Source organism: Pseudomonas algeriensis (assembly GCF_048847255.1).
Lineage (GTDB): Bacteria > Pseudomonadota > Gammaproteobacteria > Pseudomonadales > Pseudomonadaceae > Aquipseudomonas.
The window spans coordinates 363702-379798 of the sequence record NZ_JBKKRK010000003.1; the positions used below are offsets into that span (position 1 = coordinate 363702).

15 protein-coding genes are annotated in these 16097 nt (G+C 61.8%); 5 read left to right on the plus strand and 10 right to left on the minus strand.

From position 1 onward, the window contains the following. Nucleotide 1: 1 nt before the first annotated feature. From ACLK1G_RS06910 to ppsA, 5 genes are all read right to left on the minus strand, one after another. Entirely contained in the window at nt 2–247 is a 246-nt protein-coding gene (locus ACLK1G_RS06910) for a CrfX protein (protein ID WP_420764748.1), read from the minus strand. Nucleotides 248–310: 63 nt separating this feature from the next. After that, on the minus strand, nt 311–1306 hold the full coding sequence (locus ACLK1G_RS06915) for a zinc transporter ZntB (RefSeq protein WP_420764749.1): 996 nt from the start codon (nt 1304–1306) through the stop codon (nt 311–313). A 25-nt stretch (nt 1307–1331) separates the two neighbouring features. Then, on the minus strand, nt 1332–1823 hold the full coding sequence (gene rraA / locus ACLK1G_RS06920; RefSeq protein ID WP_420764750.1) for a ribonuclease E activity regulator RraA: 492 nt from the start codon (nt 1821–1823) through the stop codon (nt 1332–1334). Between the two features lie 128 nt (nt 1824–1951). Next, a complete protein-coding gene (locus ACLK1G_RS06925; RefSeq protein WP_420764751.1) occupies nt 1952–2941 on the minus strand; it encodes an alpha/beta fold hydrolase in 990 nt (329 codons plus the stop codon). Nucleotides 2942–3077: 136 nt separating this feature from the next. Continuing rightward, nucleotides 3078–5453, minus strand: a complete 2376-nt coding sequence (ppsA, locus tag ACLK1G_RS06930) for a phosphoenolpyruvate synthase (RefSeq protein WP_420764836.1) — start codon at nt 5451–5453, stop codon at nt 3078–3080. A gap of 184 nt (nt 5454–5637) precedes the next feature. On the opposite strand from ppsA, the gene ppsR reads away from it, so the two are divergent. Beyond that, on the plus strand, nt 5638–6456 hold the full coding sequence (ppsR, locus tag ACLK1G_RS06935) for a posphoenolpyruvate synthetase regulatory kinase/phosphorylase PpsR (protein ID WP_420764752.1): 819 nt from the start codon (nt 5638–5640) through the stop codon (nt 6454–6456). 121 nt (nt 6457–6577) lie between these two features. Here the strand turns inward: ppsR and ACLK1G_RS06940 are convergent, their stop codons facing one another. From ACLK1G_RS06940 to ACLK1G_RS06955, 4 genes are all read right to left on the minus strand, one after another. Beyond that, nucleotides 6578–6805, minus strand: coding sequence for an MbtH family protein (locus ACLK1G_RS06940; RefSeq protein ID WP_420764753.1), 228 nt, complete (start codon nt 6803–6805; stop codon nt 6578–6580). A gap of 83 nt (nt 6806–6888) precedes the next feature. Then, on the minus strand, nt 6889–8298 hold the full coding sequence (locus ACLK1G_RS06945) for an aspartate aminotransferase family protein (protein ID WP_420764754.1): 1410 nt from the start codon (nt 8296–8298) through the stop codon (nt 6889–6891). Between the two features lie 122 nt (nt 8299–8420). Beyond that, nucleotides 8421–9752, minus strand: a complete 1332-nt coding sequence (locus tag ACLK1G_RS06950; RefSeq protein ID WP_420764755.1) for an ATP-binding protein — start codon at nt 9750–9752, stop codon at nt 8421–8423. Further along, complete coding sequence (locus tag ACLK1G_RS06955) at nt 9752–10432, minus strand: response regulator (protein WP_420764756.1); 681 nt, start codon at nt 10430–10432, stop codon at nt 9752–9754. The genes ACLK1G_RS06950 and ACLK1G_RS06955 overlap by 1 nt, the downstream gene beginning before the upstream one ends. A gap of 212 nt (nt 10433–10644) precedes the next feature. On the opposite strand from ACLK1G_RS06955, the gene ACLK1G_RS06960 reads away from it, so the two are divergent. The 4 genes from ACLK1G_RS06960 (at nt 10645) to dsbG (ending at nt 15026) form a co-directional block, all read left to right on the plus strand. Then, entirely contained in the window at nt 10645–11583 is a 939-nt protein-coding gene (locus ACLK1G_RS06960) for an SEL1-like repeat protein (protein WP_420764757.1), read from the plus strand. 103 nt (nt 11584–11686) lie between these two features. After that, nucleotides 11687–13414, plus strand: coding sequence for a protein-disulfide reductase DsbD (gene dsbD, locus ACLK1G_RS06965; protein ID WP_420764758.1), 1728 nt, complete (start codon nt 11687–11689; stop codon nt 13412–13414). Beyond that, nucleotides 13414–14283, plus strand: coding sequence for a TlpA family protein disulfide reductase (locus ACLK1G_RS06970; RefSeq protein ID WP_420764759.1), 870 nt, complete (start codon nt 13414–13416; stop codon nt 14281–14283). Before dsbD ends, ACLK1G_RS06970 begins: the two co-directional genes overlap by 1 nt. Further along, the gene (dsbG, locus tag ACLK1G_RS06975; protein ID WP_420764760.1) at nt 14259–15026 is read left to right on the plus strand and encodes a thiol:disulfide interchange protein DsbG; all 768 of its coding nucleotides are present in this window, start codon (nt 14259–14261) and stop codon (nt 15024–15026) included. The genes ACLK1G_RS06970 and dsbG overlap by 25 nt, the downstream gene beginning before the upstream one ends. A gap of 149 nt (nt 15027–15175) precedes the next feature. Here the strand turns inward: dsbG and ACLK1G_RS06980 are convergent, their stop codons facing one another. Beyond that, nucleotides 15176–15988, minus strand: a complete 813-nt coding sequence (locus ACLK1G_RS06980; RefSeq protein WP_420764761.1) for an alpha/beta fold hydrolase — start codon at nt 15986–15988, stop codon at nt 15176–15178. Nucleotides 15989–16097: the final 109 nt, after the last annotated feature.

Here is a 16097-nt window from a genome sequence, read left to right on the forward strand (position 1 = left end):
TTCAGTCAGCCTTATCAGCGGTGCGAGTAACAGGTTTGCGACGGGAAACCGGCGAGACGTGGGCCGACCCGTTGTTCAGGGCGATCATCAGCGCTGGCACCCAACGGCCCAGCAGGCTGAACAGATCGCCGGCGCCCACCTGGCGGTTGGCGGTTTTGAGTACACGGCCCAGGCATGCATCGTCGTCCCGGCTGGACGGCGAGGCCTTGAGCATGTCGCGCAGAGACTGTTCAAACGGATCGTGCATACGCACCTCTCGTGATGTCTGTGGAAGACGCGATCAGATTTCGTCGGGTCACATGAAACCCCATCACACCCAACGCAAACGGCGAAACAGCCACCATTGCCCCAGCGCAACGCAGACCATCAGCAGGCAAGCGACGAGGAAACCATAGGGGCTCTCGGAAAACGGAATGCCGCCGACATTGATGCCCAGCAGCCCCGTGAGGAAACTCATCGGCAGGAAGATCCCAGTGATGATGCCGAAGCGGTACATGGTGCGGTTCATGCGCACTGAAAGGCGCCGGTCCTCGGCCTCCAGTACCAGCCCCACGCGCTCGCGAGTCAGTTCCAGCTCTTCGAGATAGCGGGTCAGGCTGTTGTTCAATTCATTCCAGTAGTCACCGTCGTCCTCGACGAACCAGGGCAACTTGATTCGCGACATCTGGCCGAAAATATCCCGCTGCGGCGCCAGGAATCGCTTCAGCCCAGCAGCCCGGCGACGGATGTGCAAAATGGCATCGTGTTCAGGCGTATACCGTTCGTCGGTATCGAGCTTTTCTTCCTCGGTGTCGACGATTTCCGACAGGCACGTCACCAGGTCCTGCACCTTATTGGTCAGGTACTGCGCCATATAAAGGATGAGTTCCGAAGCTGTCCGGGGCCCCTTGCCCTCGGACAGCTCGGCCAGCAGCTCATCGGTGGCGCGCAAAGGGCGCAGCCGCAGGGAAATCACTCGCTGCGCCGCCGCAAAGATGCGCACCGACACCATGTCTTCCGGCTCGGCCCCCGGATTGAGGTTGATCCCACGCAAAAACAGCAGCAGTTCGGCGTTGGGCAGCGGCAGCAGTCGTGGGCGGGTGTTCTCTTCAAGCAGCAGGTCGCAGTTGAATTCACTCAAGCCACTGGATTTGCGCAGCCACGTGTGGGTTTGCGGATGACTGCGGTCCCAATGCAGCCACAGGCTTTCATGGGCCTGCAGCTGCAGATCGTCAAGTTCGGTCCGGGCTATCGAACGCGCGCCACCTTTACCATCCAGCACCAGGGCATGCACCAGCCCCCATTGCGCGTTTTCTTCCTCGAACATCCTCATCCCTTATGGCTGCAACGCTTTATTCAGGCATCTTCAACGGGCTCGGCGAGACAATCACGCCGTTATTGTCCGCATAGACATATTCACCCGGACGGAACGTCACGCCAGCAAAGGTGACCGCCACATTGAGATCGCCGATGCCACGCTTGTCGGTTTTCATCGGATGGCTAGCCAGGGCCTGGACGCCGAGGTCGGTCTGGGCAATGACGTCGACGTCGCGGATGCAACCGTAGATCACCAACCCTTCCCAACCATTTTTCGCCGCCTTTTCCGCCAGCATGTCTCCCAGCAGCGCCCGACGCAGGGAACCGCCGCCGTCGACCACCAGCACCTTGCCGTCCCCCTTGAGCTCGACCTGTTCCTTGACCAGGGAATTGTCTTCGAAACACTTGATGGTCACTATCTCGCCACCAAAGGAATCGCGGCCGCCGAAATTGCTGAACATCGGTTCCACCACTTGCACGAGGTCTGGATAGGCATCGCACAGGTCAGGCGTGAGGTAATGGTTCATCGAACAACTCCTGTATGGGCTGGAACGTCGGGCTGAAGTGAACCGCTGTTTGTGACCGGAACAGCGGAACGCGTCATATCTTAGCCGCAAGCAGTCCAGAGCGAAATGCCCTCCTCAGAGCCTTCGCGTCAAACCGCCTCCGCCAGGTGGGGTTGATCCGCCGACAACCGTCCACACAGATCCTCCAGCCACCGAGCCACCAAAGGCCAGACCTCGGCCTGAGCGGCTTTACTGACGAGCATTTCGACGTGGCCGAAATCATCGCCGAAGCCTTGTTCGCGCCCAAGGCAGACAAATTGCTTGTGCTCGGAACCGATCTGCTCGAACAGTTTGCGGCATGCCCAGGTAGGATCCTGCTGATCGCCGGCGGCGCTCACCGCCAGCACCGGCACCTGCACGTCGGCCAGGCCCGCCCACCAGTTTTTCTCGGCATCGCCGAAACGCCCGAACAGGCCATACCAGCGCAGGCTCTCCAGGGCCAGGCCGATGGGCTCATCTTCTGGGCCGCGCTTGAGCCTTGTACCGGACAAATGGGCGAAACGCTTGAGGATGAAGCGCCCGCTCCATTCAACCGGGGGAATTTTCAGTGGCCAATAGGTACGGCTGACCTGTGTACCAAAAAATGCCGCCGATGCCACGGCAGGCGCGCCCAGGTAATGGCCGCCCAACGCCGCTGCCAGGGTGATGCCGCCCAGCGAGTGACCGATCCAATGGGGCACCTGCCCGCTCTGCTCGCGCACGAAGGCGCCGATGGCCGGCAAGTCATACCGGGCGTAGTCGGCCACGCGGTTGTTGCGGTAGCCCTGGTTTCGTTGGGATAAGCCATGCCCGCGCATTTCGGGAATCCAGACATCGAACCCCAACCGCGCCAGGTGCGCCCCCAGCCCCAGCCCCTTGGGCGAATACCAGAAGCGACGGTTGGAAAAACTGCCGTGCAACAGGATCACCGGGACACCCCGGGTATCGCCGACATCGGCCATGCCCAGCCGGGTGACGGCCAGCTCGACGCTGTAGTCGGGGCTGTTACCGGGTTTCAAACGATAGACATCTTCGCTCAGATCGCCACGCCGCTCGGCGCTGATCAGGGCGACAGGAAATAGGTTGCTGCTGCTTTGCATGATCTTCTTGCACAAAAAAGGGCGGCTTCCAAATGGAGCCCGCCCTACTTCAAATCAAAAGGGGCCGGAAGACTGGCCGCCGGATACCACAAGGAATTACCCCGGCTTACATTACCGATCAGGCCCCTTCACTCGATCAGACCGCAGCCTGCCCCTCAGCCAGGAAGAACCAGGTTTCCAGTACCGAGTCCGGGTTCAACGAAACGCTTTCGATACCCTGCTCCATCAGCCACTTGGCCAGGTCTGGGTGGTCCGAAGGGCCCTGGCCGCAGATGCCGATGTACTTGCCGGCCTTGTTGCAGGCGGCGATAGCATTGGCCAACAGCTTCTTGACCGCCGGGTTACGTTCGTCGAACAGGTGGGCGATGATCCCCGAATCGCGGTCCAGACCCAAGGTCAGTTGGGTCAGGTCGTTGGAGCCGATGGAGAAGCCGTCGAAGAACTCGAGGAATTCTTCGGCCAGGATCGCGTTGGACGGCAGTTCGCACATCATGATGACGCGCAGGCCATTCTGGCCACGGGCCAGGCCGTTTTCCGCCAACAGGTCGACCACTTGGCTCGCCTCGCCGAGGGTGCGCACGAACGGCACCATGATCTCGACGTTGGTCAGGCCCATCTCGTTACGCACGCGCTTGAGGGCACGGCATTCGAGTTCGAAGCAATCGCGGAACGATTCGCTGATGTAGCGCGACGCACCACGGAAGCCCAGCATCGGGTTCTCTTCTTCGGGCTCGTAGAGTTTGCCGCCGATCAGGTTGGCGTATTCGTTGGACTTGAAGTCCGACAGCCGCACGATGACTTTCTTCGGCCAGAACGCCGCCGCCAAGGTGCTGATGCCTTCCACGAGCTTCTCGACGTAAAAACCGACCGGGTCGTCGTAGCCGGCAATGCGCTTGTCGACGCTGTCCTTGATGTCCTGTGGCAGGCCGTCATAGTTCAGCAGTGCCTTGGGGTGCACGCCGATCATGCGGTTGATGATGAACTCCAGGCGGGCCAGGCCCACGCCGGCGTTCGGCAGCTGCGCGAAGTCGAAGGCACGGTCCGGGTTGCCGACGTTCATCATGATCTTGAACGGCAGCTCCGGCATGGCGTCCACGGAGTTCTTCTTGATGTCGAAGCCCAGCTCGCCTTCGAAGATGTAGCCGGTGTCGCCTTCGGCGCAGGAAACGGTCACGCCCTGGCCATCCTTGAGCAGCTCGGTGGCGTTGCCGCAACCGACCACGGCCGGAATGCCCAGCTCACGGGCGATGATCGCCGCGTGGCAAGTGCGTCCACCGCGGTTGGTGACAATGGCGCTGGCGCGCTTCATCACCGGTTCCCAGTCCGGGTCGGTCATGTCGGAGACCAGCACGTCGCCGGCCTGGACCTTGTCCATCTCCGAGACGTCCTTGATGATCCGCACCTTGCCGGCGCCGATGCGCTGGCCGATTGCGCGGCCTTCCACCAGCACGGTGCCGGTTTCCTTGAGCAGGTAGCGCTCCATGACGTTGGCCTGGGTGCGGCTCTTCACGGTTTCCGGACGGGCCTGCACGATGTACAGCTTGCCGTCGTCGCCGTCCTTGGCCCACTCGATGTCCATCGGGCACTTGTAGTGCTTCTCGATGATCATTGCCTGCTTGGCCAGCTCGCTGACTTCGGCGTCGGTCAGGCAGAAGCGCGCGCGATCAGCCTTGTCGACATCGACGGTCTTGACCGAACGACCCGCCTTGGCTTCGTCGCCATAGACCATCTTGATGGCCTTGCTGCCCAGGTTGCGGCGCAGGATGGCCGGACGACCGGCTTCCAGGGTGCCCTTGTGGACATAGAATTCATCGGGGTTCACCGCGCCTTGCACGACGGTTTCACCCAGGCCATAGGCGCCGGTGATGAACACGACGTCACGAAAGCCCGACTCGGTGTCGAGGGTGAACATTACGCCGGCGGTGCCGGTTTCGGAGCGGACCATGCGCTGCACACCGGCGGACAGGGCGACCAGTTTGTGGTCGAAGCCCTGATGCACGCGGTAGGAAATGGCCCGGTCGTTGAACAGGGAGGCGAAGACTTCCTTGGCGGCTCGGATGACGTTTTCCACGCCACGGATATTCAGGAAAGTCTCCTGCTGGCCGGCGAACGAGGCGTCCGGCAAGTCTTCGGCGGTGGCCGAGGAGCGTACGGCGACAGCGATGTCGGGGTTGCCTTCGGAGAGCTTGGCAAAAGCCGTGCGGATTTCGCTGTTCAGCTTCTCGGGAAACTCGGCTTCCATGATCCATTGGCGGATCTGGGCACCGGTCTTGGCCAGGGCATTGACGTCATCGACGTCCAGGGCGTCGAGCGCATCGTGGATCTGCTGGTTCAGGCCGCTCAGTTCCAGGAAGTCACGATAAGCCTGGGCGGTCGTGGCGAAGCCACCCGGCACCGATACTCCGGCGCCCGCGAGGTTACTGATCATCTCGCCCAGGGATGCGTTCTTGCCCCCCACATGCTCTACATCATGGACGCCGAGCTTATCGAGGGAAACTACGTACTCTACCAAGGTGATCTCTCCACTGACTGTGTTGGAAAAGCTCAAGGTACCGGCGGCTCCAGGGGAGCGCTCACCGGCGATATGGCCTGGACCTGGAAAATAAGTGAGAATGCGGGCCACGGGCGGCCGGCAAATCGCGCCTATCATATCCAAGAATCGTGACTAGCTCACTAGCTTAAGGCCCAAGGCGCAAATGAAACGATCTGCTTTCTTTATCTCCGACGGCACCGGCATCACGGCCGAAACGCTGGGCCAGAGCCTGTTGGCGCAGTTCGAAAACATTACCTTCACCAAGCTGACACGCCCCTACATAGACAGCGTCGACAAGGCGCGGGCCATGGTACAGCAAATCAATAAAGCCGCCGAAAACGACGGTTTTCGCCCGATTATCTTCGACACCATCGTCAATCAGGACATCCGTGAGATTCTCGCAACGTCCAATGGTTTCATGATCGACATTTTTTCCACGTTCCTGGCGCCCCTGGAACAGGAACTGAGCGAACATTCTTCCTATTCGGTCGGCAAGTCCCATTCCATTGGTCACAACTCCAACTACATGGAGCGGATCGAGGCGGTCAACTTTGCGCTGGACAACGATGACGGCGCCCGCACGCATTATTACGACAAGGCCGACCTGATCCTAGTGGGTGTGTCGCGGTGTGGTAAGACGCCGACGTGTCTGTACATGGCGATGCAATTCGGCATCCGCGCGGCCAACTATCCGTTGACCGAAGACGACATGGAGCGCCTGCAACTGCCCAATGCGTTGCGCGCCCACCAGCACAAACTGTTCGGCCTGACCATCGACCCGGACCGCCTCACCGCGATCCGCAACGAACGCAAGCCCAACAGCCGCTATTCGAGCTACGCCCAGTGTGAGTTCGAAGTGCGCGAAGTGGAAAACCTGTTCCGGCGGGAGAACATTCCCCATATCAACTCCACGCATTTTTCCGTGGAAGAGATATCGGCGAAGATCCTGGTGGAGAAAGGCGTGGAGCGGCGGTTCAAATAAAACCCGCAACACCACAAAGCCCTGCGGGAGCGAGCCTGCTCGCGATAGCATCACCTTGGTCTGACTGACAGACCCAGTTGCCTGCATCGCGAGCAGGCTCGCTCCCACATGTGTCCGCGGTCTACTGCGCTAAGGCCGCCTGCTCTTCCATCTTCTTGCGCAAACTCAACGGGCGCATGTCGGTCCAGACCTCTTCGATATACGCCAGGCATTCCTTCTTGAAGCCGCTTTTGCCGACCGTACGCCAGCCTTCCGGGATGGCTTTGTAGTCCGGCCAGATCGAATATTGTTCTTCGTGGTTGACCACGACCTGGAAGAGGATGTCCTCGCGATCGAATACTGAAGTCATGGTGTTTCTCCGTCATTGCTCAAGGTTCGCCGCGCCACGGGCGCAGCCAAGGTATGAAAGAAACGTACCGGGCCGAGGGAAAATTAGGCATCGGCCACGGCGGCTTCCAGGGCGCGCCGGAAAATGTCGGCGACCCGATCGATTTCCGTCGCCGTGATAATCAATGGCGGCAGGAACCGCACCACGCCGCCCTGTCGGCCGCCCAATTCCAGGATCAGCCCACGCTTGAGGCACTCGCGCTGCAAGCGTGGCGCCAGACGCGCATGCACCGGTGGGTGACCTTGGGTGTCCGGCACGCCCGCAGGGTCGACCAACTCGACGCCGAGCATCAGGCCGCGACCGCGAATATCGCCCATCTGCGGGAAATCCCGTTGCAGGATTAGCAAATGCTCGCTCAAGCGCTCGCCCATGGCGGTGGCGTGGGCCGGCAGGTCGTGTTCCACCAGATAACGCATCACAGCGCAACCGGCTGCCATGGCCATCTGGTTGCCCCGGAACGTGCCGGCATGGGCGCCCGGCGCCCAGGTGTCGAGCCAGTCGCGATACACCACGACCGCCAGCGGCAGGCTGCCGCCGATGGCCTTGGACAGCACGACCACGTCCGGGACGATTCCGGCATGCTCGAAGGCAAACATCTTGCCGGTCCGGCCGAAGCCACTCTGGATTTCATCGACAATCAACGCCACCCCGGCCTGCTCGGTGATCCGCCGCAAGCCACGCAGCCAGTCGAGGTCGGCCGGTACGACGCCGCCCTCGCCCTGCACCACTTCGACGATGACGGCCGCTGGCAATTGCACGCCGGCCTCCGGATCGTTCAGCAGGTTTTGCAGATAATGCAGGTTGGCCTTGACGCCTTCCGCGCCGCCCAAACCGAACGGGCAGCGGTAATCGTAGGGATACGGCATGAACTGCACGCCGTTGCTGAGCAAGGCGCCCAAGGGCTTCTTCGGCCCCAGGCTGCCCATCAGGCTCAACGCACCCTGGCTCATTCCGTGATAGCCGCCCTGGAACGACAGCACCGTGCTACGCCCCGTCGCGGTACGTACCAGCTTGAGCGCCGCTTCTACGGCGTCGGTGCCGGTGGGGCCGCAGAACTGGATCTTCGCCTCGGCGACCAGGGCTGCCGGCAACAGGCCGAACAGATCCTGGACAAAGCGGTCCTTCACCGGCGTGGTCAGGTCCAGGGTATGCAGGGGCAGTTCATCGGCAAGCACTTGCCGGATCGCCTCGATCACCACCGGGTGGTTGTGCCCGAGCGCCAGCGTGCCGGCGCCAGCCAGGCAATCGATGAAAGTACGGCCCTCGACGTCTTCGACGTACAGCCCCTTGGCGCGCTTGAGCGCCAGGGGTATGCGTCGGGGATAACTGCGTGCATTGGATTCCTGGCGGTTCTGGCGCGCCAGCAACGGTGATTCGTCGAATTGGTAAAGCGTCTCGACCGGCGTGGAGCCGCCTCGTACTGGCGATGCTTCGATAGGACTTGTGACTGACATGTTCTCGACCCCGCAATGAGTGACCAAACGGCGCACCGGGCAGGTGCGCATTCGCAGCGCACATGCAGGTTTCCTGTTGTGGGAACGCATCAGCGAGGCACGGATTTACTGCCTCGGGCTATCTACTGAGTCAAAGAGGCTTGCACCGGCACGGTCAGCTCGACCCGCAGCCCGTCCGGGCGGCTATCGAACTGCAAGCCGCAGCCGCATCGCTGAACGATGGCCTGGACGATCGCCAGCCCCAACCCGCAACCTTCGCTCTGCCCATTGCGCCAGAAGCGCTGCGTCAGGTGCTGGACATCGTCGGCGGCAATGCCGGGCCCGTGGTCGCGTACCTGGAAACGCACGCGCTGGCCCACCATTTCCAGATTCAGCTCGACGTCAGTATCGTCCGGGGTATGGCGCAAGGCGTTGTCCAACAGATTGCGCAGCGCGGCTATGGACAAGACCGCCGGCATCTGGACCGGCGCATCGGACAATTGCGGCGAGACATGCAGCCTGATTCGCTGGGGAGCGCCATTGGCCGCGTCCTGGATAGCCAGCCGCGCGACTTGCGCGGCATTGCATTGCACACCGTCGTCAAACGACAGGCTGCCCTCGACCCGGGCCAGCAACAACAATTGTTCCAGGGTACGGTGCAACCGATCGGCGCCCTCCTCCGCCCGCGCCAGGGACTGGTCGCGAGCGGCGCCGTCGGTCATGCGCGCCACCTGCAGGTGCGTCTTGATGGCGGTCAAGGGGCTGCGCAATTCATGGGCCGCGTCACCGGTCAGGCGGCGCTCACGCTCGATGGCCTTGCCGATGCGCAGCAGCAGCTGGTTCTGGGTTTCCAGCAAGGGTTGCAACTCGCTGGGCAACGGCTGGATCTGCAACGGCTCCAGGGAGTCCGCGTTACGCCGCGTCAACGCATCGCGCATGCGATTGAGCGGCGCCAAGCCCTGGCCGACGCCTAGCCACAACAGGCACAGGCAACCGAGCAACGCCACGCCGACCGGCACCGACGCCGCCAGCAGCACCGACATGTTCAAGGCTTCGCGTTCAATCTGGCGGTCGGCGGTGGTGATACGCAAGTCGCCACGGGCCAGGGTGAAGCTGCGCCACGGCGCGCCATCGATCATCTGGTCATGAAAGCCCATCTTCTCGGCTTCCAGCGGTTGTCCCGGGGTGTCGTGGCTACGTGCCAGGATCTCGCCCCGCAACGAGGTAACCTGACAAGCCATGCCCCCCGGGACGCTCAGTTGTTCGGCGCTGAAATGCGTACCCTCACCCTTGCTGGGCACCGGCGGCAATTGCTCCAGCAGCCCGGCGACCATCTGTGCCGAGGCGACCAGGCGCTGATCGAGAGAAAACATCATCTGATTGCGCAGGTCGCTGAGCATCCACGCCGCCGCCAAGGCCCAGATCAGGGCAAATGCCGCGCCCAGGGTCAGGCTCAAGCGCAATCGCAGGCTCATCACTTGGAAGATTCCCCGCCGTCGGCCGGCCCCAGGCGATAGCCCAGCCCGCGCACCGTCTCGACAACGCCATTGCCCAGTTTGCGTCGCAGGTGGTGGATATGGACGTTGAGCGCATTGCTTTCCAGCTCGTCATTGAAGCCGTAGACGCTGTCCTTGAGTTGCTCGGTGGAGAGCACCCGGCCACGGCTGTGCAACAACGCCTGCAATAGCGCCTGCTCGCGCCGGGAGAGGTCAACCGGCTGGCCGTCCAGGGTGGTTTCCCGGCTGCTGGGGTCATACGTCAGGCGACCGTGCTCGATCAGGTTGACGCTGCGCCCGGCAACGCGCCGCAACAACGTATGCAGGCGCGCCGCCAGCTCGCGCAGGTCGAAGGGCTTGAGCAGATAGTCATCGGCGCCGGCCTGCAAGCCGTCGACACGGTCGGTCACCGAGTCCCTCGCGGTCAGGATCAGCACCGGGATTTCCAGGCCCTGCTGGCGCAATTGCTTGAGCAGCTTGAGGCCATCTTCATCGGGCAAGCCGAGGTCCAGCACCATGACATCGAACGTCGCCACGCCGACCATGGCCCGCGCCGCCGATGCTGTGGCGACGTGCTCGACCGTCAGGCCTTGAGCCGTGAGCCCGGCCACGATGCCGCTGGCAATCAGCGCGTCATCTTCGCATACCAATACGTGCATGAACGCTCCATGGGCAAAAGCCGCGATTGAACCAAGTGAACATTAAGGCGCAATTATGGCAGCCCGCAAAGCCGTGGGTGCGAGGCATACCAGTAACCGTTGGAAACATTCGAACCCATCGCCATACATATATACCGCACCCGAATGGACCGTCGCTTTTACTTTGGTACCCGCTGGACACATATTTTCCTTATTGAAGCAGGTATCCCAACATGTATACGCATACGAACGCGCTGCTCAGTTACGCCGACTTTGTCACCGCGATCCAAAACCTGGTCGACCATGTAAAAAAGCAACGAACAATGGCGACAAACGAGGGCCTGGAGTTATACAACCTGGGAGAATTCAACAGAGCGAAACTCCATCTATTGATAGCTGCCACGGATGGCAACAAAGAAGCGCAATATGCCTTGGCGGAGGTGCTGAGGCGTGACGCCGGAAACATGACCGAAGAGGCGCGAAACTGGTACCAAAAGGCTGCTGGTCAAGATCATTTCTACGCCCTGCTGCGACTGGCGGACGAAACGTCGTTGGCCAAGGCCAAGGCATTGGCTGAAGCCAACGCAGACCCGGCTGAGCGCCTGCTACAGCTTTACGAATTGACGGGGGACATCGAGTCGTTGAGAAAATCCGAGCGAGCCGGTTCCTCCGAGGCCAAATGTATCCTGGCTTACTTGTATGGAAGGGATGAAAAACTTGTCCCCTCCGGCCTCACCCCAACGGCTGAACAGACGAGACTCCTGCTGGAGGCCGCGATTGCGGGCTTGCCCAAAGCCATGGCGTGGTACCCCAGACTGTTAACAGTACGCGATAAGACAACCAGACGTGCCTGGCTGGAAAAGAGGCTTCAGCTCAATGATGTCAATGCCTTGCTGGACTACGCCTTTGCGATCTCGACGGAATACGACATGGACGAGGATGAACAGGAATACGGCTACGAAAAAGACCTTGTCAAAGCCTACGCTCTGCTCTGGCTGGTCAGTGATACAACGCGCCAATTCAAGCGCCACGCTGATACTGTCAAAAATCTCGCCCACCTCGAAGCGCAATTGACCGCGCAAGAAATCACCGACGCCAAGCAACAGGCCCAAGCGTGGAAACTGAGCCATCCCCCGATGTCCGAATACCGGTTAACCTATCAGGAATTCTGATTGGCCCGACGGGTGCCGGCACGTTTGTAGGCTGGCGTTAACTTAAGGTTAATCGCCAGCCGCCACTGTGCGCCTCACTCTCCTGGTTCTAAGGCTCTACCCCATGCGTCGATTGTTTTTGCTGTGGCTGTTTCTGATCTCGGGCCTGGCCCAGGCCGCCAATCCCTTCGAAACCAAGCCCGACTTCCTGCCGGTGGAAAAGGCATTCGTCTTTACTTCCGAACGCCTGGACTCCGGTGAAACTCAGTTGTTCTGGCAGATCGCCGACGGGTATTACCTGTATCAGCAGCGGCTCAAGTTCGATGGCCTGGCCGAAGCGCAGAAACCGAAGCTGCCCGAGGGCGAAGCCCACAGCGACGAGTTCTTCGGCGACCAGCAAGTCTACCGCCAGGCATTGGAGCTGAAGATTCCCGCCGGGGCTACCGGCAAGGTCAAGGTCGGTTTCCAGGGCTGCGCCGATGCGGGCCTGTGCTATCCGCCCCAGACCCAAATCGTAGACCTGGGCGGCGCCGCACCGGTGGCAAGCACTGGCGAGGCGCAAGACCAGGCGCTGGCCAGCGGCTTGCAGCAGCGCGCGCTGGGCTGGAGCCTGCTGGTGTTCTTCGGCCTTGGGCTGTTGCTGGCGTTTACCCCTTGTTCGCTGCCGATGCTGCCAATCCTGGCGGGATTGGTGGTGGGTAGCGGCGCCGGCCCCCGGCGCGGCCTGGCGTTGGCCGGCAGCTACGTGATCAGCATGGCGATGGTGTACGCCGCCATGGGCGTGCTTGCCGCGCTGTTGGGAGCCAATCTGCAGGCATTGCTGCAACAGCCGTGGTTGCTGGGCACCTTCGCGGCCATCTTCGTTGTATTGGCACTGCCGATGTTTGGCTTTTTCGAACTGCAACTCCCAGCCGCCCTGCGTGATCGCTTGGAAAACGCCGGCCGCCAGCGCCGCGGTGGCAGCCTGGTGGGTGCCGGCGTTCTGGGAGCCCTGTCCGGTCTGTTGGTAGGGCCGTGCATGACTGCGCCGCTGGCCGGCGCGCTGTTGTACATCGCCCAGAGCGGCAACGCGCTGCATGGCGGCCTGATCCTGTTCACCATGGGTGTCGGCATGGGCCTGCCGCTGTTGTTGCTGGTGACCGTCGGCAATCGTTTCCTGCCCAAGCCAGGCGCCTGGATGAACCTGCTCAAGGGCGTATTCGGCTTCCTGTTCCTGGGTACCGCGTTGCTGATGATCCGCCCGGTCATCGACGGCTCGCTGTGGATCGGCCTCTGGGGCGCTCTGCTGCTGATTGCCGCTTACTGCGCCTGGCGCCAGACCCAGGGGTTCGGTCGCGCGCCCTATCTGTGGGGCAGCGTATCGCTGCTGTTCGGGTTGTGGGGAAGCCTGCTGGTGGTCGGGGCGGCGGGAGGCAGCGACGATCTGTTCAAGCCGCTGGAGGTCTACAGCGGTGCCCGGGGCAATGCGACTGCCCAGGCACACGACGCCTTCATCACCGTCAGCGAGCCCGCCGCCCTGCAACGGGAATTGGACAGCGCCAAGGCCCAGGGCCAATGGGTCCTGCTGGATTACTACGCCGATTGGTGCGTGTCGTGCAAAATCATCGAGAAACAGGTGTTTGGCCGCGCCGAAGTCATGGCCGCGCTTAGCGACGTGCGCCTGCTGCGCCTGGACGTCACTGCCGACAACGCCGCCAGCCGAGCGCTGCTCCAGCGCTACCAGGTGCCGGGCCCGCCCAGCCTGCTGTGGATCGGGCCCGACGCAGAAGAACGCCGTGGCCAGCGCATCACGGGCGAGATCGATGCCAAAGGCTTCCTGGAGCGTTGGAACCTGACCCGGGATGCAGGCTGATGCTGACCTTTACCCTGGGCACCTTTGCCATCGCTATCCATCACCTCCTGTTGATCAGCGCGCTGGCATTGGCGACGTTCGTCGGCTGGCGAGTGGCCAAGCGCGGGGGCGAGAACCCCGAGTCGGTGCTGTTCGTGCTGTTTCTCCTCGGGCTGCTCGCCGCGCGAACAGGTTTTGTCGTGGCGTACTGGAATCATTATCGAGACGACCGCTGGCAGATCGTCGATCTGCGCGATGGCGGTTTCCTTGCATGGCCGGGGATACTGGTGCTGTTGGCCGCGGCGCTGCTGTGGGCGCGGCGCCGACCGACCCTGCGCCGGCCATTGGGCTTTGGTGTGGGCAGCGGCCTGCTGTTCTGGCTGGTGGCGACAATGTCATTGACCATCTATGACCAAGGCACGCGGTTGCCGGAGATCGAGCTGCGCAACGCCGACGGCCAAACGGTGAAACTTACCGACTATCAGGGCGGGCCTCTGGTGGTCAATCTGTGGGCCACCTGGTGCCCGCCCTGCCGTCGCGAGATGCCGGTGCTGGAAGCCGCTCAACTGGAACGCCCGGACCTGACGTTCCTGTTCGTCAATCAGGCCGAAAGCATGCATAGCGTCAGCACTTACCTCGCCACCCAGGGCCTGAGCCTGCACAACGTGCTGTTCGACGGCAGTGGCCGTCTCGCTCAGGCCGTCGGGTCAATGGCCTTGCCGACGACCCTGTTCTATGGCGCCGATGGCCGCCTGCTCGGCAGTCATCTGGGTGAACTGTCGGAAGCCAGCCTGGCCCGCGCCCTGGAAAATTTCGAAACGCCGGGTCCAACCTCGGCGATCCCACCTTCTACAAGGAAACTGCCATGCCCCGCCTCCACCACCTGCTGACCCTGGCTTTCGCCGGCGCGTTGCTGCAGGCACCGCTGCTTCACGCCGAAGAATTGCCAGCGGCCATCAAGAAGATCGAAGCCAAGGGCGCGAAAATCGTCGGCACCTTCCAAGCACCGGACGGCCTGCGCGGCTACGCGGCGCAATACCAGAACCGTGGGATGGCGCTGTACCTGACGCCGGACGGCAAACACGTCCTGCTGGGCAACCTGTACGACGCCGACGGCAAGGACTTGAGCGCCGAACCGCTGCAAAAACTGGTCTATGCCCCGATGGCCAAGGAAATCTGGGCGAAAATGGAGGCCAGCAACTGGATCGCCGACGGCAGCAAGGACGCACCGCGCACCGTGTACCTGTTCAGTGACCCCAATTGCCCGTATTGCAACATGTTCTGGGAACAGGCCCGGCCGTGGGTCAAGGCCGGCAAGGTGCAGTTGCGTCACATCATGGTGGGCATCATCCGCGAAGACAGCCCCGGCAAATCGGCCGCCCTGCTCGCGGCCAAGGCGCCAGAAAAGGCGCTGGCCGACCATGAGAAAGCCGGCAAGGGCAGCTCGCTCAAGCCGCTCAAGGAAATACCACCGGCCATCCAGGCGAAACTGGACGCCAATCAGCAATTGATGGACGAGTTGGAGCTGTCCTCCACTCCAGCCATTTTCTACCTCGATGACCAGGGCGAACTGCAACAGCAGCAAGGCGCGCCGTCGTCGGACAAACTGGTGAAGATTCTCGGGCCTAAGTGATCCGGAACACTGAACTGTGGCGAGGGGATTTATCCCCGCTGGGTCGCGAAGCGGCCCCAATCCTGTCGACTTGGTTTGGCAGCTTCACCGAGGTATCTGGTTTTGGGCTGCTGCGCAGCCCAGCGGGGATAAATCCCCTCGCCACAAAGTCAGTGCATCCGTTTCAGAAATCCCAACAACGCTTCAGTCACACATTCCGGATTCTCCAGGTTGGATATATGCCCCGCCTGCGCAATCAGCATGTGTTCGCAACCGATCAGCTCGGCCATTTCCCGGGCCTCGGACGGTGGCCGCGGCTTGTCCTGGTCGCCACACATCACCAGCGTGCGCCTTGCATCCAGTTCAGGCAGGCGCGACAGGATGTCGTCCCGACCAAAAATGATCCGCCCCAACGGCACGATACTGTCCCTCAGGCGATCCGTTGGCAGCGCGGCCAAGGTGGCACGGAACTGCTGGTAGAGCGCCGACTGCGGATCGATGCCCGGCCGGAAGAAAATCGGCACGATGATATCCAGCAGCGGCTCGGGCACGCTGCCACTGGCCTCGATCTTGTCGAACAGTGAAAAATAATACTGGCGGGTCGGTTCCGGCTCTACCCCGACGTAGGTGTCCATCAACACCAGCGAACTCACTCGCTTAGGCGCTGCCAGCGCCAACCGCGCCCCCCACATTCCGCCCACCGACAGGCCGACCAGGTTGAAGCAGTCGATATCCAGGTGATCCATCAACGCCAGTGTCTGGCGGGACAGGTCGTCCAGTGAGGTCATGCCCTCGGGAAGTCGCCCGGATTGCCCGTGGCCCCATAGCTCCGGGACGATGACCCGATAGTGTTTCGACAGGGCATCGACCTGTGGCGCCCACATGCTCTGGTCCCACAAATAGCTGCTACCCAGCACCACTACCGGGCCTTGGCCCTGGTCCAGGTAATGGAGCGGTTGTCCGTCAATCGTTGCAAAGGGCATCGGTGACCTCCTTGTTTGGCAATGGAATGGCCCAGGGGAGACTGCCGTGACCCGCACTGAGCGTCAACCGCTGGCCTAAACCGCTTCGTAACGACCTGTAAGGTCTGAC